At 39.5% G+C, this 21,501-nt stretch carries 19 protein-coding genes; 8 read left to right on the forward strand and 11 right to left on the reverse strand.

What is annotated here, in order from left to right; all coding sequences use genetic code 11:
* The first annotated feature begins 117 nt into the window (after positions 1–117).
* A complete protein-coding gene (locus LG336_RS25860; RefSeq protein WP_404330343.1) occupies positions 118–639 on the forward strand; it encodes a competence protein ComK in 522 nt (173 codons plus the stop codon).
* Positions 640–805: 166 nt separating this feature from the next.
* Here the strand turns inward: LG336_RS25860 and LG336_RS25865 are convergent, their stop codons facing one another.
* Both LG336_RS25865 and LG336_RS25870 read right to left on the reverse strand, forming a co-directional pair.
* Entirely contained in the window at positions 806–1,126 is a 321-nt protein-coding gene (locus LG336_RS25865) for a carboxymuconolactone decarboxylase family protein (protein WP_404330344.1), read from the reverse strand.
* A gap of 15 nt (positions 1,127–1,141) precedes the next feature.
* Positions 1,142–1,387, reverse strand: coding sequence for a hypothetical protein (locus LG336_RS25870; RefSeq protein ID WP_404330345.1), 246 nt, complete (start codon positions 1,385–1,387; stop codon positions 1,142–1,144).
* A gap of 497 nt (positions 1,388–1,884) precedes the next feature.
* Between LG336_RS25870 and LG336_RS25875 the strand changes: the two genes are divergently transcribed.
* From LG336_RS25875 to LG336_RS25885, 3 genes are all read left to right on the forward strand, one after another.
* The gene (locus tag LG336_RS25875; protein ID WP_404330346.1) at positions 1,885–2,349 is read left to right on the forward strand and encodes a hypothetical protein; all 465 of its coding nucleotides are present in this window, start codon (positions 1,885–1,887) and stop codon (positions 2,347–2,349) included.
* Positions 2,350–2,761: 412 nt separating this feature from the next.
* A complete protein-coding gene (locus tag LG336_RS25880; protein WP_404330347.1) occupies positions 2,762–2,947 on the forward strand; it encodes a hypothetical protein in 186 nt (61 codons plus the stop codon).
* Positions 2,948–3,453: 506 nt separating this feature from the next.
* Entirely contained in the window at positions 3,454–5,055 is a 1,602-nt protein-coding gene (locus tag LG336_RS25885; protein WP_404330348.1) for an acetamidase/formamidase family protein, read from the forward strand.
* 332 nt (positions 5,056–5,387) lie between these two features.
* Here the strand turns inward: LG336_RS25885 and LG336_RS25890 are convergent, their stop codons facing one another.
* From LG336_RS25890 to LG336_RS25900, 3 genes are all read right to left on the reverse strand, one after another.
* On the reverse strand, positions 5,388–6,128 hold the full coding sequence (locus tag LG336_RS25890) for a hypothetical protein (protein ID WP_404330349.1): 741 nt from the start codon (positions 6,126–6,128) through the stop codon (positions 5,388–5,390).
* Between the two features lie 185 nt (positions 6,129–6,313).
* A complete protein-coding gene (locus tag LG336_RS25895; RefSeq protein WP_404330350.1) occupies positions 6,314–7,099 on the reverse strand; it encodes an REP-associated tyrosine transposase in 786 nt (261 codons plus the stop codon).
* Positions 7,100–7,109: 10 nt separating this feature from the next.
* Positions 7,110–8,606, reverse strand: coding sequence for a YifB family Mg chelatase-like AAA ATPase (locus LG336_RS25900; RefSeq protein WP_404330351.1), 1,497 nt, complete (start codon positions 8,604–8,606; stop codon positions 7,110–7,112).
* Between the two features lie 505 nt (positions 8,607–9,111).
* Between LG336_RS25900 and LG336_RS25905 the strand changes: the two genes are divergently transcribed.
* From LG336_RS25905 to LG336_RS25915, 3 genes are all read left to right on the forward strand, one after another.
* On the forward strand, positions 9,112–9,321 hold the full coding sequence (locus LG336_RS25905) for an ATP-binding protein (RefSeq protein WP_404333289.1): 210 nt from the start codon (positions 9,112–9,114) through the stop codon (positions 9,319–9,321).
* A gap of 21 nt (positions 9,322–9,342) precedes the next feature.
* Positions 9,343–9,669, forward strand: a complete 327-nt coding sequence (locus LG336_RS25910; protein WP_404330352.1) for a hypothetical protein — start codon at positions 9,343–9,345, stop codon at positions 9,667–9,669.
* Positions 9,670–9,806: 137 nt separating this feature from the next.
* Positions 9,807–11,084 carry an IS110 family transposase gene (locus tag LG336_RS25915; RefSeq protein ID WP_404333290.1) on the forward strand — a complete coding sequence of 426 codons (1,278 nt, stop codon included), beginning with the start codon at positions 9,807–9,809 and terminating at the stop codon, positions 11,082–11,084.
* A 530-nt stretch (positions 11,085–11,614) separates the two neighbouring features.
* Here LG336_RS25915 and LG336_RS25920 read toward each other — a convergent pair.
* The 4 genes from LG336_RS25920 to LG336_RS25935 all read right to left on the reverse strand — a co-directional run bounded on the left by LG336_RS25920 (position 11,615) and on the right by LG336_RS25935 (position 15,049).
* Positions 11,615–12,598, reverse strand: coding sequence for an ATP-binding protein (locus tag LG336_RS25920; RefSeq protein WP_404330353.1), 984 nt, complete (start codon positions 12,596–12,598; stop codon positions 11,615–11,617).
* A 425-nt stretch (positions 12,599–13,023) separates the two neighbouring features.
* Positions 13,024–13,173 carry a hypothetical protein gene (locus tag LG336_RS25925; protein WP_404330354.1) on the reverse strand — a complete coding sequence of 50 codons (150 nt, stop codon included), beginning with the start codon at positions 13,171–13,173 and terminating at the stop codon, positions 13,024–13,026.
* Between the two features lie 152 nt (positions 13,174–13,325).
* A complete protein-coding gene (locus tag LG336_RS25930) occupies positions 13,326–14,219 on the reverse strand; it encodes a DUF4393 domain-containing protein (protein ID WP_404330355.1) in 894 nt (297 codons plus the stop codon).
* Positions 14,220–14,485: 266 nt separating this feature from the next.
* Positions 14,486–15,049, reverse strand: coding sequence for a hypothetical protein (locus LG336_RS25935; protein WP_404330356.1), 564 nt, complete (start codon positions 15,047–15,049; stop codon positions 14,486–14,488).
* A gap of 424 nt (positions 15,050–15,473) precedes the next feature.
* Here LG336_RS25935 and LG336_RS25940 point away from each other — a divergent pair, with 424 nt between their 5' ends.
* Positions 15,474–15,977: a hypothetical protein gene (locus LG336_RS25940; RefSeq protein ID WP_404330357.1), complete on the forward strand. Its 504-nt coding sequence runs from the start codon at positions 15,474–15,476 to the stop codon at positions 15,975–15,977.
* A 2,680-nt stretch (positions 15,978–18,657) separates the two neighbouring features.
* Here the strand turns inward: LG336_RS25940 and LG336_RS25945 are convergent.
* Both LG336_RS25945 and LG336_RS25950 read right to left on the reverse strand, forming a co-directional pair.
* Complete coding sequence (locus tag LG336_RS25945) at positions 18,658–19,245, reverse strand: magnesium chelatase domain-containing protein (protein WP_404330358.1); 588 nt, start codon at positions 19,243–19,245, stop codon at positions 18,658–18,660.
* A 570-nt stretch (positions 19,246–19,815) separates the two neighbouring features.
* Entirely contained in the window at positions 19,816–21,264 is a 1,449-nt protein-coding gene (locus LG336_RS25950) for a YifB family Mg chelatase-like AAA ATPase (RefSeq protein WP_404330359.1), read from the reverse strand.
* Positions 21,265–21,501 lie beyond the last annotated feature (237 nt).

A 21,501-nucleotide genomic window follows, 5' to 3' on the forward strand; every position in this document is an offset into this window, starting at 1 on the left:
ATCCACCTTTATTCAATGGAGACTTATTCTCAACTATTTTTCAAAATAATGACAGCGTTTACAGTAAATTGTTCAGTCAATCACATGACAATCCCCTACACAAAGGAGCCAACCCATTTGTTTATTGAGAACGATTATATCATCACTCCGCAGTTCCAGTACATGATGGCCTATTATGATCGCAACGGTAAGTTATGCACCCATATCACCGAAACCACTCGAACCTTCATTGTGGACAAATCCCCATTAGAAGTGATAAATGATAGCATTCGAGCCATTGGGTTTGATTTAAGAGGAGCACTAGAGACCTCCAAATGGCTTCTTGGTAATATCCATATGTGCCCCATTATGATCAACCCAATCCATCGAATCGTCTTATTCCCAACACGATCCTACAAACACGAAGAAACTATCTGGTTAAACCCTCATCAGATTAAGAGAACAACAGGCTTCAATCGAAAAACAATCATCCTATTCAACAACGACTCCACACTCACCGTTCCTATCAAACTATCATCATTCAACACAAAGCTACAAAACGCCGAACAACTAGAAAAAATCACCATCGGAATTGCCACAAGACCCTTCACCGTTGTACTCGATCCAGAGAAAAGACGTAAGATTACTGATAAGCAATAACATACCAATTTTACAAAAGCAGACAGACACTCCCCATTTAGTAAGAGGAAATTGCCTGTCTGCTATATACATACAAAACCTTTACTAAATGTACCAATCACAGGGGATGACACCGGCACCACAACCCCAGAATGGGACATGAGAACCGTCCCCAGGTCCTCGAAACCTATTTCTCTAACAGCTTGTCCAGGCTTTCCTGCACTTTCTGCCTTGAGGAGGTGAATTCTTCTAATTCAGTTTTGAAGGTACCATGAATCCGGTTGATCATACCGGCCACACCAACGGTTGTACAAAGGACAAGTATTTGCCTTGGAGTAAAATGCTCTTGTAGTCGAGCATACATTTCATCGTCAATGCGAACATCGGTAGCCAACTGCTCTGTGTATTCAAGTACCAGACGTTCTAAATCCGTATAAACCGTACTTTCTCTCCAATAACGGAGTTGTTCCACTTTTTCTTTAGATAGTCCAATGCCCCGACCGAGCATAATATGGGTCGGAACTCAATAATGACACTTGTACAAGGTCGAAGTGTAAAGATAGGCTAGTTCGGTTAATTGAATATCTACCTCTCCGGACCGATAGACCCCAAATAGAAGATTTGAGATTCCTTCTAAAACATTCGGCTGATTGCCTAACACCTTGAAAACATTCATCACATGTCCGCCGGAGGCCTCCTGAATGAAATCTAAGGATGCTTTCACCGCGGGTTCGGCCTGGTCATACTCTATCATATCGATTCGTTTCATGTTCTACCTACTCTCATCCCCATTTACTGATAGTTTATAATTTTCTGTCACAAAATTCAAATAAAATACAAGCACAAAGCAGATATAACTTAAGGCTGTTTTCGTAAAGATTGTTGTTAAAATTGTAAAAATCTTAAAGCCGATTTTTACTACCTAAAGCCGATTTTAACGCAAGATAAGCTATTTGGTACGTGATAAGAAGTTTGCGCGCTCTTTTCTCATTAATAAAAGGGTACTTTGAAGGGAAACAAAGCTTAATTCAACCGAATTTGTATCCAAGAGCAACAAAGTTTGAGAAAAGAGCCTAACTTAAAGAATATCATAAGCCCCGAACGGGTCTGTCCATTACCGGGTGGTTACACAGGCACCAGATTCAGGCCGTGGGAATGCTGTTAAGCATACGGTCAGGTTTGTTTAAAAGCAACATAAATTTACCAAAGTTGAATATTAAAAACAGTTAGGGAAAATATAAGAAAAAAAGGAGTATAAAAAATAATATGTCATTGAAAAATCAGTGGTTAATTAATATTGCAATCGTTTTACTCTCTTGGTTATCCTTATCTTTTTTCGGAAAACGTAATATAAAAAGATTTCTCCCAGCATCCGTTCTTATTGTTTTGTTAGAAGCATTTACTGTTCAAGTTGGAAAAAAACGAAAATGGTGGACTTTTTTTAATAAACCAAGCTCATATATTACAGGGGAGTTACCTTTCAACATTGGTCCTTTTCTTGTTGGCTCAATGTGGATATTAAAGTGGACATATGGGAATTTCAAACAGTTTATATTACTTAATGCCACCGTTAATGCTTTCTTCGCTTTTATTTTAATTAAGTTAATGGAAAAATTAAAAGTGGCTAAATTAGTTCGATTCAATAATTTCAATTTTTTCCTTTATTTCTTTTACAAAGCTCCTTTGTTATATGCATTACAATACACTATTGAAAGTAAAAAGAAATTTTGATCAATTTTAACTGGTGCTTTAATAATAGGTAAAACATGGGGACGGGACTCGCATTCACCTAATATCACCAATTTAACCGGCCCCCTGTTTCCGAGAACGAGGTCTTTGTCCACTATTTTTTCAAGTTTTATAAGCCTCTCTGTGTTCGAAATATTTACAGCAGATCTCACTGTTACAATTGCTATATATTTATCACCTCTATATTTAATATCTAAATCGTTAATAGCTATCCCTCATTCTATAAATCTCGACAAAACTCAACCCAGGCATCGGAACCGATCTAATATACCAGGCACGAATAAAGAGATAAAACTTTTTGTATAAGCTATGAAAATGTTGTCCATGCTTGAACTATAGTTAATAGTTTTGGAATATAGGAGAGATGTAATTTGATAAAAAAGGAGGGTTAACTGTGAGCAAAGAGGAATTGAATAAGTTTATTGCCATAAAAAAGATGGATTTAGAGGAATGCGAACTGGAGCTTAATAGTCGTTATTATCCTGCTATAGCTAGAGTCGCCATGATGAATTATATAACCATTCTACAAGAGCAATTAGAACATTATAACGAGCTTATCAAAAGAGAAGGAATTGCTTAATTGCAAGCGAGCACCTTAAATTAGAAAAGGGTTGTTCTTCTACTTCTTCAAAAATTTTTTTCATATTATAACTTTAGGTTTAAAGTTGCGTAATGCTTAAGGGATATTTTTCTTTTTGTGTTTCAGCGACCCTAGCATTCTACAAGTCTCGACAAAACTCGGGTGGTGACTGGCACCATAACCGTGAAAGGTCCGGCAAGCGCTTTTCTTGCCGGGCCTTTCATCGTATCTACTTATGTATCCAAACCTCTCAAATAAAATTGCATCCATTTAACTTACCTCCTGTTTTGGAAAACAATGCGCAATCCTATCCATATAGTTATATGTTAATTTTAGGGATTGCTCTCACGAGCACCAGCCTTCAGGATGGGACTAGAGAACCGTCCCCATGTCTTCCCCTGTATATTTATGTAAGGAAACCTCACACACTTATAGAATACCTCCCCCATCCTTTGTTACCTTTAATACAGAAAATAAACTACATAGGGAAGAAAGAGGAGATGACCATGGGGAATAGAAAGAAATTAAAAACAATCGGTTTCATCGGGGTAACTGCAGCTACTTTACTATCCGCAACACTAGTATTGAACAACCCAACGAGCGGGGCGAAGACTCAAAAGGATGAGTCCTTTAAGATTCTTCAAACCACAACAGCAGATAAGGTAGAAGGAAAATACTATCTTCCAACGTCTGTGGAAACCATGCAATGGGGGCATCTGCCAAACCGTGATAGCAAGCCGATTATGAGCATCCCTTCAGGAAGCACCATCACCGTTGATACACTATCACATGAAGGAATTCTTGAAGACCAAGGACGTAATCCAGTGGAATTCTTTAGTCAACATGGGATAAGCGAGGACCAAATTTTAGAAGAGGCGATTGAAATAACTGGCTCTGATATCGAACATGATTTTGATGCCCATGGCCCCCATATCGTTACAGGCCCGGTTGCAGTGGAAGGCGCGGAACCTGGTGATGTGTTAAAGGTAGAGGTTTTATCCTTAGCACCAAGGGTCCCATATGGCGTTATTTCGAACCGCCACTATAAAGGAGCACTTCCAGGTGAATTCCCCGAAAACGAAGGTCGCCAAGAAGGGGCTAGTGCTGAACATCCTGAGCTTTACAACAACGTCTCGAGGTTTACCCCATTAGAAGAGATCAATGGAAAATACTACGGGGTATTACCAATTGAAACAGGCGGAGAGGTACGCTTCCCTGTAAAGCCTTTTATGGGAATGATGGGGGTCGCTCCAAATACAAGCGACAAGCTTAGTTCTGTTCCTCCTATTGAAACTGGAGGCAATATTGATATCAATGAACTAGGCGTTGGATCCACTTTATACCTGCCAGTCCAAGTGAAAGATGCGCTCTTCTTCACTGGAGACCCTCACTTTTCACAGGGGGATGGCGAAGTTGCCTTAACGGCTTGGGAAGCATCTTTACGTGGTACCTTCCGTTTAACGGTATTAAAGCAGGATGACCCTTCCCTTCCGAACAACGGTGAGTTTACTCAGCCATTTGCCGAAACAGAAGATTACTGGATTCCAATCGGCCTTGATGAGGATTTAGATGAAGCGATGAAAGAAAGCGTCCGTGAAGCTGTAGGCTTTTTAAATGAAAAGCTTGGAATGGATCGGGCAACGGCCATGGCCTATATGAGTGCTGCAACCGATTATGAAGTGTCCCAAGTCGTGGATAAAACGAAAGGGATTCATGCATTAATTGAAAAAAGGCATTTCATTGATAATCTAGAATTGGATGTATATGTCGATGGAAATAAAATTGATTCTAAACTAGCAAACGATGATTTCTTTGTCTCGATTGATTCCCTAATTGAGAGCTTAGGAGGCAAAACGAAAACCAACAATAAAAAAGGTGCTGTCAATGTTACTGCAACAACTGGAGCTCAAAAAACAACATTCGTTGAGAAGTCCATTATCTATACAGTTGACGGAAAGGAACTGCAGCTTGACGCCATTCCAATTGTCATCAACGATGAGCTCCACGCCCCAATTTCCGTTATTGATGATCTGCTTGGGGTAAAAGTCAACTGGACAACCACAGGAAAGACCTTAGTTGCTAACGTTAGTTACGATACAAAGAAATAAGCCAACATTTAGACGGTTCTTTCTCAGAACCGTCTTTTCCTTTGGCGCTTTTCTCAAACCTTATTGCTTTTGGTGATCAAATAGGAGTGTCCTAGCTAATTTCCACTGGAGGGACACAGGGGACAGGCACCATGTCCCGGAGTATCGAAAAAGCTAATATCGCTATCCATGTTTACAAAAAAAATGGCCCTTTCACTACAAAGCAAAAGGGCAATCAAATCTATTTTATACCAACTTCTCAATCTACAAATCTTGACAAAATTCGGGTGGTGACAGTGCACCCAATCTTTACTACACTAGGGATACGGTGTTTTTGTTGTTGTTTTGTATAACTACTGTTCAAAACCCAGCTCACTAAGAATAACCGATTTTAGATTATCAACTTCAGGGGTTTTCAATTTTATGCACTCTCTAACAAGCAAATGAATAAATCTATCATATTTAATACCTTCTACAAATAGGTTTACAAATTCCTTTAAAATGTCTCTTCCGGGTGGAAAATCCCTCCATATATTTTCCCAGTTATCACTGATATAATTCTTTTTTTCATCTAGGTTAACAGCTATGCTACTATCACCAAGTATGTCATTTATTCGCTCTCTTTGAGCAGCTACTCGTTCTTTGAGTCTTTCCTCTAAATTTTCACCACCTACATTAAAGTTGAATTTTCTTAACTCTTCATGTAATTCAAATGCAATCCATTGGGCTATAACATCGTCTCTTTGACTATCAGCAATTTCCTTTAATTTAATATCAATCTGATTCGAATTATTGAACGTATCAAGACCTAAATTTTTTAAGACATTTATAATTGCTTCACCATTTAAAAAATAATTTTCAATATGGTACTTTGATAGGACATGGATTTTTTGGTTAAGCTTTATCCTAAGTTCCTCTATTTGTGAAGTTATCAAGAAATCTTTATCTCTAACCAAATAAAAATCAGATGCTTTACTCGCCTCGGTTAATAAATCTACTACAGCATTACTTACCCTCATTAGATTGTTTATACCAGTAGACGATTCTAATTTCCTAATCATAACGAAAACACAAAAGACATAGGCAAAAGACATAGGGACGGTTCTCCCCTCCCACAGAAATACATTTTTTCCGCTACAAGATTGTTGTAGTGGCATTAATTTCTTCTTGCAGCAACAATAATTCTCGTTAGTTAAATCATTCGCCGATTTACTGAGTTAAGGAAATTCCTTTTCCTACACCGGCTGTGCAAGGAGTGCTTCAAGATGGCTTTTGTTCTTCAGCTAACATGAAATGCCCTATGAACAAGAGTTTTCGAGACTCCCAAGATTCTTGCAATCTGTCGAATATTAATTCCTTCAATATATTTTATTTTTATAAGGTAATGATCCCTTTGCCACCCGGGTAGGCTCTTTATCTGGGCAATTTCCACTTCACCGAGTAGGCGTTTGATTTCATCCCTTGCCTGCTCGTCTGTGAGTTTTCTTCTATAGTTATCTTCGAGGCATTCGTCGTTGTTGGTTCGTTCGTTGAACGCTTTGAACTGGGTGATTGCCAATGACCGGGTTTCTCCAAACATCTCTAATACGGTATCTCGATCAAGAAGGCCCTCTGAATCATCCCCCCGGTTATAATACCCGGCGCAACTGCTCCATTTCCATTCTTCAACCTGCGAACAGATACCTGCCTTGACGGGGTTTTGGTGAATATAGCGAACGACGGTGAGGAAGTACTCTTCAGTTTCGACATTTTCGCTTTTGAACCGGTCTTGGAAAAGATGTCCTGTCGTACAATACTTCCAATTGTAAAAACCTACATAACTTACCCCGATCCGCTTCATGGTATTGGCCAGTTCTTCTTCCCCTTCCCTTAAAAGCAAATGGATGTGGTTGTCCATCAAGCACCAGGCATAGAGGGTGAAATTAGCGATTCCTTTATATTTTTTTAAACAATCAAGGAACTTGATCCGGTCTTCATCATCATGGAAAATTTCTTGCCGGTTTGCTCCTCTTAGCATCACATGATAAACACCGCTAGTGCTCTTCCGTCTTGCTTCCCTAGGCATCGCATCCACCTCACTTTCCTATCCTGCGCATCGTTAACGCTTCCTCAATAGCACGATCTGAAATCGATGGCTCGCCCCTCATGTCAGAGATCGTCCTAGCCATTCGAATGATTTTGATTTGCACCCTGTTGCTTAGTCCATACTTCATAGACAAATTCTGTAACCCATTCTGCTGGGAACTTGTTAACGGTCTGCCTCCAATCAACTGCTCAAACGGTACACTGCTATTGCAAATTTCCCTTCCGTATCTTTCGTATTGTCTTTCCCTGGCAGCCGACACTCTTCTTCTAACTTGTTCGGATGATTCATTTTGGCTAAAATCATGCCCCTTAAGATTCACGGCTTTTAAGGTAAGGAGGAGATCGATTCTGTCTAAAATTGGACCGGAAACCCGGTTCTTGTATAACTTGATCTGCTTCTCCGAACAAGTGCAGTAGTGGCTGTCCGAACCTAAATACCCACACGGACATGGGTTCATTGCCGCAATAAAAATAAACTTAGCCGGATAGGTCACAGTCGAATGGATCCGGCTGATGGTCACCTTCTCATTCTCCAAAGGCTGCCTTAGCATATCCAATGTCTTTTTCGAAAACTCACCTAATTCATCTAGGAAAAGGACACCCCGGTGGGCTAGAGAAACTTCTCCAGGTTTGGGATTGGTGCCGCCCCCGATAATCGAGACGGATGATGCGGAGTGGTGAGGATGGCGGTATGGAGGAAGAGTAAGAGAGGAATAAGGGGCACCCGCCAGCTGATACAAGCTGATTTTTTCAAGTTGAGCTTCTTTCGAAAGGGAAGGCAAGATGGTCGGAAATGTTTCAGCGAGAAGGCTCTTCCCGCAGCCAGGCGGCCCATCCATCAGCACATAATGTTCGCCACTAGCGGCAATCTCAAGTGCACGTTTTGCAAACTCGTGGCCAATAATCTGATTAAAATCCCGGCTGGCAACCTTGGGCTCCTCAATCATATCCGCCTCCGGTAGCAAAGGCAGCAATTGCTGGCCGGCCAGTAGATTCAAAACATCTTGCAGCGACTCAACGTACACCAGCTCCAAGCCATCGATTTCGATTCTTGGGATAGATGAATCAAAAGGAAGAATAAGCGTTTTTAAGTTCAATTTCTTAGCAGCGAGGATTGCAGCGATCATCCCCTCAACCGGATGAACCGTTCCATCCAGTGACAACGCACCGATAAAACCAGTTTCCACCGGAATCTTTTCCTGGATGAAACCACCACTCTTAAGGATGCAAAGTGCAATAGCTAAATCAAACAAAGGGCCGTTCTTCTTCTGCTCCGCCGGTGACAGATTGATGATTACCTTCCTCTCCACCAGCGGAAACCCAAGTGAATGCAGCGCCGCCGTCACCCTCTCCTTCGACTCCTTCACCGAAGCATCAGGTAGGCCAACAATCACAATCGACTCAAACCCCTCCTTCACCTGAACCTCAACATCAACCCGATATCCCTCAAGCCCTTTCAAACCAACACTTGAAACTTTTGCAGACATACACAAACCTCCAACCAGATTAAAATAGAGAAAATTTATAGATTGATATATAAAGGAATGGAAACAACAAATAAATAGAAAGACATTGTGAAATTTATGGAGAAAAATCAAATAAATAAAAGAAGAGTAGAAAAGACTAGCTCGAAATGGAGGAAATAAAGAAAGAACAAACTAAAAAGAAGAATACATGAAAGGAACTAAAGTAGAATACTAGAGGATAACAATCATCAAATCTATCATAAACCAAACAATAAAAATAAGCACTCATAATATTTAAAACGACAAAATAAATCTAAAATAGCAGCCACCAATGTCACATTAGGATCATTCATACTAAAAGCAATACGTTTAAAGGATGCATAGAGCCAACCCCCTACACATCCCTCTCCCTGATATAGGCCCTAAAATGGGACTTGAGAACCGTCCCCATGTCCTCCATCCCTGATTTAGGCCCTAAAATGGGACTTAAGAACCGTCCCCATGTCCTCCCCATGTCCTCCAGTTTATTTATGAGATGTATGACAAGGCAGCATTTATCCTTACATCTAATAAAGGTCCAGGGGAATGGGGAAAGTTCCTAGGAGATCCAACACTGACTACGGCTATTTTAGACCGCCTCCTTCATCGAAGTGAGATTCTTACCTTTAGTGAGGAGCAAGATAGCATTAGGATGAAATATAGAAAGGCATTATTCCATGATCAAAAAACTGAATAATAGAATAAGGGGATAAATACAATGAGTCTTTTAAACACAGAGGAAGCAATTCGTTTTTTTAACTCCTACGGGATTAGAGTAGATGAAGGATCGGTTAAGGAAGGGGTTGAGGAAAATAATAAAAGAGCAAACTCGATGGGTGAAAGCCGCCCAACCGTTGAGGATGATCTCTATAGATATAATGATTGGTGTTACGTTAAAGGGACAGCTTATGAGGAAGGCATCGATGATAAAACGAAAGTCAAGAGATTGTTAGAAGATGTATCCCTGCTTAAAAAGGAAGTTGAAAGTTTAAAAGAACAAAAACGGCATTTAGAGAATTTACTAGGAATGAACGATTTAATTTGAAAGTAAAAAATATCCCCTACCTAGGTAGGGGGTGTTCCTTAGGGCTATATAAATTAAGAACGAAGTGTTGAATCTTAATTGATGAAAACTGTTTAATCTTATTTATTAAAAACTGTTTAATTCTACTTGACGGTTACATTTGTACTTTTTATGGGGATGTTTTAGTAAACCCCTTTGAATTCGATTCTTCGCTGACTGGATTTGAAAAAGTAAAAGAACAAATCCAAGTACAGAGAGAACTCCATGGAATGAAGGCTGTTGTAATTGGGGTAGAAACCACAGGGCATTATTATGAGGATTTGGTTAGACGTTCTCACTCACAAGGTTATCATGTCAGAATCCTAAACGCAGCGACGACTGCTCAAGAAAGACAAGCCCTTTTAAACTGGTCAAAAACGGATAACTTAGACCTGATGGCAATTGTTCAATCCATGATTCATGGGAGGGGGACATCTAGTGAATTGTCCACTGGCTCTGTTCACAACCTACAAAAATTAACACGTGCGCGTCGCGAGCTAGTCGATGAAAGGACGGCAACACAAAACCACATTCGCGTACATCTAGACCATATCTTCCGTGAGTTCCAGGGGAAAAGTGTATGGGTAAATGGAAAACGTGAACACGTTCAGCCTTTTTCAACATTATTTGGTAAGGCACCTCGTTATTTAATGAGGCATCATCTCCATCCCAGTGATATTCTTTCCCTTGGAGAACAAGGCCTACGTGACATTTCTATTCGTGAGAATCTTAAGATTCGAGATAAAAGTATTGAGATATTGATAGATTTTGCACAAAACTCAATTTCTCAGCCAAAGGAATTCGTAGAGGTGAACCAATTTCTTCTTAATCAAGGGTTGGATCGTTTGGATTTATTAGATGAACAAATTAAATTACTGGAAAGGAAAATAGAGGATTTATTCGTTCAAACTGAGGGCGCTGTTATCCTTAGTGTCCAGGGAATAGGTGTAGTCACCGGTGCTGAATTATACGCTGAAATGGGCAATATTTCTGATTTCGACCATGCGGGGCAATTAATTAAAATGGCGGGAACCAATCCGATTGTAAAGCAATCTGGCGGGAGAAAACCTTCGTATTATGGTGTATCTAAGCAAGGAAGAAGGAGTTTCCGGAATGTTACGTACCAGGTTGGTAAATCCTTAGCTGTAAATAACCCTGAAATGAAAAAGAAGTATCAAGACTTAAAAGAGCGTGGAAAGCATCCTAGACAAGCGTATATTGCTTTAGGGAACAGGATGATCCGTCTAGCCTTTTCGATGATTCGTCATCAAACACTGTACCGTACAAATCAATCTAACTATGTCTTATACGATGAAATAAGCAAGAAGCTGCGTATGCCAAATGTAAAACAGTTCTTTGAGAATTTTGTAAAGCTAGCTGTTGGCCAGTCGGCTTAGAAGAATGACTCAAGTTAAAGTCAGACCTAAGGTCTGAGGATTATGTTTTCTGAATTTTGTTTGCCTAAATAAACAGTTTTAACATTATTGAACGCTTCTCAAGCAAAGTAGTTTTTAAACTTTAAATTGGGCTCCTCTAGGACGTTAGATCACATTGAATTTCGTGCCTGAGGCTTCAGACCTCGCATGCCACGTTATGGATCTTGTCCTACAAGTACGAATAATACGTGAAAATCTAAGTTTATACTTACTAGGCGGTATCCTCTGTAGGATGAAAAACACAAGATCCTTTCACGTTCTAGAGGGGCCCTATATATTTTTTTGTGATAGTTGAACCTTCAAAAAAATGGAAAATAGGGGTTTTACTTAAGGTCGGTCTTTTTTATAAATTTATTTCTATTGACTTATTTACCATTATACGCTGGCACCCTTTTTCCCTGATTTAAACCCCAAACTGGGATATGAGAACCGTCCCCAGGTCCTTTGTGAAGCGATTTCGTTCTTCAGAACAGTCCCTTTTTCCCCTTCGACTACCAAAAAGGACACGAGAACCGTCCCCAAGTCCTTTCTAGCGTCTTCTTTGTAAACTCTGCCATTTCATCAAGGAACAACACACCACGATGGGCAAGTGAGATTTCTCCTGGTCTCGGTGAAGAACCTCCCCCAATAATGGCAACGGATGATGCCGAATGATGAGGGTGGCGAAAAGGAACTTGATGATGAACCCCTCTTTTTTCTCCAGCCAATTGATAGAGGCTCATCACTTCTAGCTGCCCCTTACTTGTTAGAGACGGAAGAATAGATGGAAAGGTTTCTGCGAGAAGACTTTTTCCACACCCAGGCGGACCAGTCATTAATACATTATGTTCCCCTGCAGCTGCAATTTCTAGCGCTCGCTTTGGATACTCATGGCCAATTACATGGAGGAAATCTTTTGAATAAGGTTCAATCTTCGAAAGAGTTGGCTCTAATTGTTCAGGGGTTGGAAAAAACGAAAGACTGCTCTGACCCTCCAAATGGTTGACCACCTCTTCAATATGGTTGACAACCACACAATCCAAGCCCTCCAGCATATGAATTGGAATAAAAGGATCGTAAGGAAAGTAGACCTGCTTCAACCCAAGTTCCCTAGCGGAAACAAGTGCTGGAAGCATCCCTTCCGCTTTCTCGACCGTTCCATCAAGAGATAAAGCCCCAATAAAAGCCGTATCTCTTGGAACATCACTCTCGATCATACCCAACTCTTTTAAAGCGGCAATCCCGATCGCTAAATCAAACAGCGGGCCGTTTTTCTTCTGCTCGGAAGGAGAAAGGTTAACCACTACCTTCTGGTCAGTCACATCAGCACCAAAATGACTCAGTGCCGCAACCACCCGCTCCCGTGACTCCTTCACCGAAGCATCCGGCAACCCCACAATCGTCATCGACTCAGTCCCAGGTGATATCCGAACCTCCACTTGCACACGGTACCCCTCAAGCCCTTTAAGGCCAATACTAGACACTTTAACCGTCAAAAAAAAACCTCCAAACCTATTTAATTTTCATTACTTAAAAGGAATAAAAAAGAATAGTACAAAACGGTAGTTCAAAACAGAGGGAAGTAGAACTAGAATGGATTGATTGCTGGTAAAAAAATAAAACGAGGAATCTACCAATAACATTTCGACAGAAACAAACAATATCCTCCAAACTCTAAAAATTTATTAAATAGGCTAAGGGCAGAAGAGACCCTCTCCATGGGCATTTCCCTTCTGCCCTCTACTACATAACTCGAGTGGTGTCACAGGCACCATCCCATGGGTGGTGACAAGCACAGTTCCCGATTCTTCTCAAACAGAATATTTTCCTGTATAATGGTCATATAATAAAAAGAGAGAAGTGTTGGTAGCACTCCTCTCCCTGCAACCTCTACCGTCAGGGTGGTGGTTGTCAATAATATTTAATCCTTATCTTGAAAACCACCCTTAAGCTTGCGACGGCGTAGGGTGGTTTTCTTGTATTCTAGAACCTTTTTCCGAAAGATATATGCAGTTCCTTCCCGCACAATTCCTTTCAAGATTTCACGAATAAATTCAAGAAATGTTTCCATGGTTATCACCTCCTTTCCTAATGGAAAGAAGACTGACAACCAACCACCCTCACAATATTCAGTTGCAACTCCATTTTATCATTTACTTTCTCTCAAAAACCCTATCAACCTTCGACAAATTTCGGGTGGTGACAGGCACCTTTCCCCAATTTTTATTGGTTTTTATCTTGTAATCGGGTTATACATGCTTTGAAAAAGGAATCTGCATAGAAAGTTCTTTTGTAATAGCCTTTTTTGATATTAATTCGTGCAGATGGAACTCTTTCATCTTTAATCCTTTCAATATCTTCCACCATATCTTGGTAGGTATTTTCTAAATTTTTATATTTTTGTTCGTCTGATAAATATGCGGTACCAGGGATGTCTAATAATCCTAAGCCCATAAAATTATCAAAATATAGATGGTCATTCTGAGGGAATAATAAATTTAATTCTTCCATTCGGTCAAAACCAGTTAAGCGTGAAGTAAATTCTTCGTTTCCCTGTTTTTCGTGTACCTGCATTTGTAGCTGTATAATAATAAAAGGGAGGTTTTCGATTTCATTGTCTGAAAGATATTTTAATATTTTTGCTTCATCTGGAGTTAAATTGTTGATGATATTGATAAAACCTGGATGAGCCAAGGAACAGGTTTTTACAGAAGATGCGCTAGCCAGTAAAGTAGTAAATAAATCAACTAGGTCATCATTTTGGATATAAGTAAGTTTTTGAAGAATGGGAACTCCTAATTCTGGCGGTACTTGAGCAATTTCATGTTCATCGATTGTTTCAATTTTCTTTTTATATTGATCCATGTTTTTTTGTAAGTTAAGCTTTCTTTTCTCACTTACATTTTGTAAGGGAGCGAAAATCATTGTATAGCCGAAGTCCATAACGGTTTCTAAGGCCATCCCGACCTTTTTGACCGCAGGAGAAGCTAGATCAGTATAAATTTCTTTTAGTATTGGGGTGATTGGACTTATAATATCAGGAAGTATACTGACACTTACATTATTGGAATTGCTACTTGGATTAGCTGGGGTATTATTAGTTTCTTCAGAACTCATTTTTGACATCCTCTCTATATCTAGAAAGATAATATAATAATACTTTTTTTATACAATTTATAATCAACTTTTATTTACATGGATTCCAGCCAACAAAACGCGGATATTATACGCTAAGTAAATTTCAACCTAAAATTTTGTATCTTCGGGTGGTGACAGACACCGAACCCAAATCCTCCACTAGGGAAAAAGGGGTACCTTTTTAGTGGTCTGAACCTGTCCCTTTGTCCCCTCCAATGCGGAACCCACTATGATAAGCTCTGTGTTTATAAATCTACATACATGGCAAGTGAGCGCTTTTCGGGTGTCTCAATATAAATTAACGCTCTAGTAAAGTTCATTTCATCTGTTTTCATTTCGTAATAAATATTTCTAACTAATTCTTGAATTTCCTTTTCAGAAATATACTCAAAAATGTTGTAATACGGGTTACCGATGGTTGCCATATCATCATAAGAAAAATAATCTCTTGCTAAAGGAGTAACCATTAAACCCTCTCTAATTATCCCTCTCAGCTGTTCTGGTATTCGCGTGAGATCTTCTTGGATTGATTCCTCATCAATTCCATGAATTTTCATTAACCTATTTATGTTGTCCTCACTTTGACTAAGTCTTAAAACCATATTCTCATTATTATTCCAAGCAAGTGCCTCTACTTTCTCTTCGACTGCTAGTAATTGTGTTTGTAGTGCCTCAATTGCCATCTGTTGTTCCATAACAATTTCTTCAAGGGCTTTTTTACTTACAGCGTCAGTGTTACCTGGTGTCAATAGTATGCTCAAAGAAATAACCAGAATCACCAACATAGAATAAACTAGATACTTTTTCATTGTTAACCCCCATTTTATTAAATTGCAACACCTGAATAGATTACTAACTCCCTAATCTTACATAAGAAACTTACCGAATAAGATTTCGACAAAAAATATATTATTCCTTCAATATTATAAATTTCTCATAGCAAATAAGGGACTAAAAAGATCCTTGTAAAACAAGATACTTACAATACAAAAATCAAAACACCTGTGGAACATTCCGTAAAACAGAAAAAACGAGAAGTGATTGGCACTGTTCTGTTCAGTTATAAAAAGGATGACCAAAGAAAATGCCATCAATATCATCTCGTATCCTCCTTGCACTCTACAAATCTTTACAAAACTCGGGTGGTGAACACTGTTCCCCAAACTCGAATGACGTGCAGCTTTATTGTATGATGGAAATGAAATCAAAATATATTTATTTGGGGGAGTATTCATGAAAAAACGTTTTATATTTCTTTTATTCTTAGGTATCCTTTTTTCCATGCCATTTATGACTTCTAAGATCGCAGCACTCAGTAAGGTTGCACTTGAAGATATGGTAATGAACCATGAGTTCAGAATTGAGTCTTTAGAAAAAAACAATTCTTCTGCTGAAAAGCTTGATTCAGAGTTAAAGCAATCTTTGTTAAACGAAGCAGAGATGTATACGAGCTGGCAGTATTGGGAGAATGGGCAACTCCAAGAAATCAATATTACCGGTATAGATATAGTTGAAAGGAATGGGGAACTTACTCTTCAAATATTCACAGAAGGAAATAATGGTTGGGGTTATTATAGTATTTATTATGAAACTGAAGGAGAAATATGGCTACCTGAACCCGGTCGTGATCATTTTGAGAGTTTTATAAGGAATTTTAAAATTATAGAAGAACTCTATCAAGTTGAATTAGATTATGAGATTTATGAAAATGGAAACAAAGTTAAGTTTTCCTTATAGAACACAACTTCTAATACAGTGCATACAGACATGTAAAAGTGGCAGCTCTGCCATGTCGAGACCACCCCAGGATACGAATAGACATGCACTTTATACATGGTGGTCCGCATGATACTCTTGTTGACTTAGCCAGTATCATGAGTACTGTCCCAAATGGACCTTCTAAAACGTTAGACTTAAACTAGAATTGCCTTGGCAACTAGTTGATGCCCAATCCTTCAATAAAAGCACGAGCATAAAGATACAAAATCCAATGGCTCCAATTTTTCCTTTCCATTGCTTAAATTTACGAGTCTTAGCCAGTTCATCAAGAAAGTTGGAAGAGAAAATGCGACCAATTCATCAACAAGAGCTTTAATTCGTCTTCAAATGTTAGTTCGACCATACAAAACGCCTAACTTTCTATGGAATTAAAGAAAGGATTGGGCATTTCCTAGAAAGATGGTATCTATTTGCTTAACTTGATGGATATGGGCTGCTTCCCCTTCATTTTGTACTGTATCTCGGATGGTGACTAGGCACTGTTCCAATCGCATAGCGCATCTGTTGGTCCACAACCCCTTCAATATTAAAGTAGCTGAAGGGGTATTTTTCTATTTGTATAAAACATATCAAACATGCGACCCTAGCATTCTACAAACCTCGACAAAACTCGGGTGGTGACAGGCACCATAGCCAAAATAGCAGCCAGGCACCCTCATCAAAAACAAGTGGATGCCTGGCAAGAACTCCCAACACCCAATTACTTGAGGATGACTGTACTCCAGAACGGGACATCAGAACCGTCCCCAGGTCCTCAAAAAAAATAAGTAAAAAGGATGCATAGAGCTATTCCCCCTACACATCCCTCTCCCTTCTTTATACCCAAAACGGGACGTGAGAACCGTCCCCAAGTCCCTCCCAGGTGGTGACAGCGCACTGTTCCCAAATAACAAGGTTTAATATAGAATATATATAACCTTGTTATTTTATCTAAGGAGTCTTAAAAGCATGTCTTCTAAAACTTTCAATATATTTATCTTGCTCTATGCTACTTTCCCACTAATTCCGACCAACAAATACACCATGTCAGTAGTTTCGTTATCTTTTTCGGTTATCTTTCTATTATTAAGTATATTTGTTTACAAAGTTAAACTCCACTCGTTGTTATTGATGTTTTGGCTAAGAATAATATTTATATCAATAAGTATATTGTTCTTCACTACAGGTATTCAGCATTTCATCGAACCCATAATGAAATTTACAGGTAATGAAATGGTAGAGAAACACATAATCATTGGAATAATAGTATTCCTAATATTCTTGTTTACATATTTTATGTTTGATTATTTTTATAGGATAATTAGGCGTATATCAAATTTAGAGGAGGCAAAAAGTTTTTTAGAAAAGCTGGAGTTATACGGAATCTTGCTTTTAGCACTTATATCTCCTTTACTTTTACCTATTTTTATTTTCGGCCTTATTTATCAAATAATCTTAGGTACATTCTATAATTTTGAGTTATCAATATGGGAGTCATCTTATTTGACTTTTTTAATAAGCTATACATTACCTGTTAGTGATAATTATATTTTGAAGATAATCGAAAAAATTAACTCCGATAATTTTTTGAGAATTTTCCAATTGGTTCACATAATACTTAATAAGGTTATTGACCTTACAATAATTGCAATTATTATAAGTTATATAAAAGATCTGTTAAAAAATTAATAGAATTTAGACCATATAAATTGTTCACTTCTGAGCGGGGGTCTGACCCCAAAATACCGAAATTTCAAGGGAAATACTAATAGGCCGGAGAACTTAATCTCCGGCCTTCATTATTCCGTAAGAGATACTCATCAGATTGACCAAATGGAAAGAGTATCAACAATGTGAAACAAAATTTTCGGGGAGTCACTGTGACGGGACCTCATAGGCACACTAACCACCAAGAAATACTTGCTCATTATTTATCCACTTCATTGGAAATGGATATTGTTTATGAAACATTAAAAAGGCTAAAGAAAAAGGTTTTGAATCCATTCCATCAGGATGCAATACTTCATTCAGATCAAGGGTTCCATTATACTAGTCCACTATTTCAAAAAAAGGTTATGAAATTAGGAAATACTAATCTTCCCCTTCATATTGGACAGTGAATCCGTCAGGTTTAGGACAATTAATAACGTCAATTTCAGGACATTATGGAACGTCATTAACAGTGGAATAAAAGATAATTAATAAGGAAAGACAAAGAGAAAAAAGAGTGCTTCTTGTTCTGTAATAACAAAATGCATCTCTCTTCTAATCATTAACCCTGAGCTTGTTATAAGACTCAGGGTATACTAACATTTCATTCTACAATTCTCGACAAAACTCGGGTGGTGACAGGCACTGTTCCCCAAGAAAAAACCCTCCCTACTTTAATCATTGCAACCCTGAGCTACTAAAAGACTCAGGGTTATACTTAACATATCATTCTACAAATATCGACAAAACTCGGGTGGTGACAGGCACTGTTCCCCTACAACCCCAGAATGGGACTTGAGAACCGTCCCCGTGTACTTCTTTCCTACTCAATTGGAAAATCCCTAGATGGTGCCAGGCACCCATTTTTAATTTGTTGTACAAAACCTCCTACACATCGCCAAGCCTAAAAATCAACAAATTAAAAATGAGAGGTTACAAGTGTTAATTACTACGCAATTGGAAAATCTCTGGATGGTGCCTGGCACCCTTTTTCAATATCTGCCTCTGACAGCAAAGGCAGCAATTGCTGGCCGGCCAGTAGATTCAAAACATCCCGTAGCGACTCAACGTATACCAGCTCCAAGCCATCGATTTCAATTCTTGGGATCGATGAATCAAAAGGAAGAATAAGCGTTTTTAAGTTCAATTTCCTCGCAGCGAGGATTGCAGCAATCATCCCCTCAACCGGGTGAACCGTTCCATCCAGTGACAACGCACCAATAAAACCAGTTTCCACCGGAATCCTTTCCTGTATGAAACCACCACTCTTAAGGATGCCAAGTGCAATCGCCAGATCAAACAAAGGACCGTTCTTCTTCTGCTCCGCCGGTGACAAGTTGATGATTACCTTCTTCTCCACCAGCGGAAACCCAAGTGTGTGCAGCGCAGCCGTCACCCTCTCCTTCGACTCCTTCACCGAAGCATCAGGTAGCCCAACAATCACAACGGACTCAAACCCCTCCTTCACCTGAACCTCAACATCAACCCGGTATCCCTCAAGCCCTTTCAAACCAATGCTTAAAACTTTTGCAGACATACACAAACCTCCAAACAGATTAAAATAAAAGAAAATTTATGGATAGAAATAAATGGAGTGAAAGCAAAAAATGAATAGAAAGACATTGTGGATTTTAAAAAGACATGAAATTCAGAAATGAAAAAAGGAGAAGAAACTAGCTCAATGATGGGGAAAAATAAAGAAAAAACAACACTGAAAAGAAGAATGCACGAAAGGAACGAATGTAGAATACTAGAGGAAAACAATCACCAAATCTATCATAAACCAAACATTAAAAATAAGCACTCATAATATGTAAACCGGCAAAATAAATCTAAAAACAGTAGCCATCAATCCCACATCAGGATCATTCATACTAAAAGAAATAAGTAAAAAGGATGCATAGAGCCAGTCCCCCTACACATCCCCCCCTTAATCTAGGCCCCAAAATGGGACGTGAGAACCGTCCCCAGGTCCTTCCCTTATACCTACTTCTTAATCTACAAATCTTGACAAATCTCGGGTGGTGACAGGCACCATTTTATAATTAATACTATAAGAATAAGTAAAAAGGATGCATAGAGCCAGCCCCCTACACATCCCTCTCCCTCACTTATACCCTAAAATGGGACTTGAGAACCGTCCCCAAGTCCTCCGAATGATTTTGATTTGCACCCTGTTGCTTAGTCCATACTTCATAGACAAATTCTGTAACCCATTCTGCTGGGAACTTGTTAACGGTCTGCCTCCAATCAACTGCTCAAACGGTACACTGCTATTGCAAATTTCCCTTCCGTATCTTTCGTATTGTCTTTCCCTGGCAGCCGACACTCTTCTTCTAACTTGTTCGGATGATTCATTTTGGCTAAAATCATGCCCCTTAAGATTCACGGCTTTTAAGGTAAGGAGGAGATCGATTCTGTCTAAAATTGGACCGGAAACCCGGTTCTTGTATAACTTGATCTGCTTCTCCGAACAAGTGCAGTAGTGGCTGTCCGAACCTAAATACCCACACGGACATGGGTTCATTGCCGCAATAAAAATAAACTTAGCCGGATAGGTCACAGTCGAATGGATCCGGCTGATGGTCACCTTCTCATTCTCCAAAGGTTGTCTGAGCATATCCAATGTCTTTTTCGAAAACTCACCTAATTCATCTAGGAAAAGGACACCCCGGTGGGCTAGAGAAACTTCTCCAGGTTTGGGATTGGTGCCGCCCCCGATAATCGAGACGGATGATGCGGAGTGGTGAGGATGGCGGTATGGAGGAATAGTAAGAGAGGAATAAGGGGCACCCGCCAGCTGATACAAGCTGATTTTTTCAAGTTGAGCTTCTTTCGAAAGGGAAGGCAAGATGGTCGGAAATGTTTCAGCGAGAAGGCTCTTCCCGCAGCCAGGCGGCCCATCCATCAACACATAATGTTCGCCGCTAGCGGCAATCTCAAGTGCACGTTTTGCAAACTCATGGCCAATAATCTGATTGAAATCCCGATTGGCTACCTTGGGCTCCTCAACCCTTTCCGCCTCCGGTAGCAAAGGCAACAATTGCTGGCCGGCCAGTAGATTCAAAACATCCTGTAGCGACTCAACGTATACCAGCTCCAAGCCATCGATTTCGATTCTTGGAATCGATGAATCAAAAGGAAGAATAAGCATTTTCAAGTTCAATTTCCTCGCAGCGAGGATTGCAGCAATCATCCCCTCAACCGGATGAACCGTTCCATCCAGTGACAACGCACCGATAAAGCCAGTTTCCACCGGAATCTTTTCCTGGATGAAACCACCACTCTTAAGGATGCCAAGTGCAATGGCCAAATCAAACAAAGGGCCGTTCTTTTTCTGCTCCGCCGGTGACAGATTGATGATTACCTTCCTCTCCACCAGCGGAAACCCAAGTGAATGCAGCGCCGCCGTCACCCTCTCCTTCGACTCCTTCACTGAAGCATCAGGTAGCCCGACAATCACAATGGACTCAAACCCCTCCTTCACCTGAACCTCAACATCAACCCGATATCCCTCAAGCCCTTTCAAACCAACACTTGAAACTTTTGCAGACATACACAAACCTCCAACCAGATTAAAATAGAGAAAATTTATAGATTGATATATAAAGGAATGGAAACAACAAATAAATAGAAAGACATTGTGAAATTTATGGAGAAAAATCAAATAAATAAAAGAAGAGTAGAAAAGACTAGCTCGAAATGGAGGAAATAAAGAAAGAACAAACTAAAAAGAAGAATACATGAAAGGAACTAAAGTAGAATACTAGAGGATAACAATCATCAAATCTAT

The organism is Mesobacillus maritimus (genome assembly GCF_044803185.1).
In the GTDB taxonomy this organism is placed as follows: Bacteria; Bacillota; Bacilli; order Bacillales; family Cytobacillaceae; genus Mesobacillus_B; species Mesobacillus_B maritimus_B.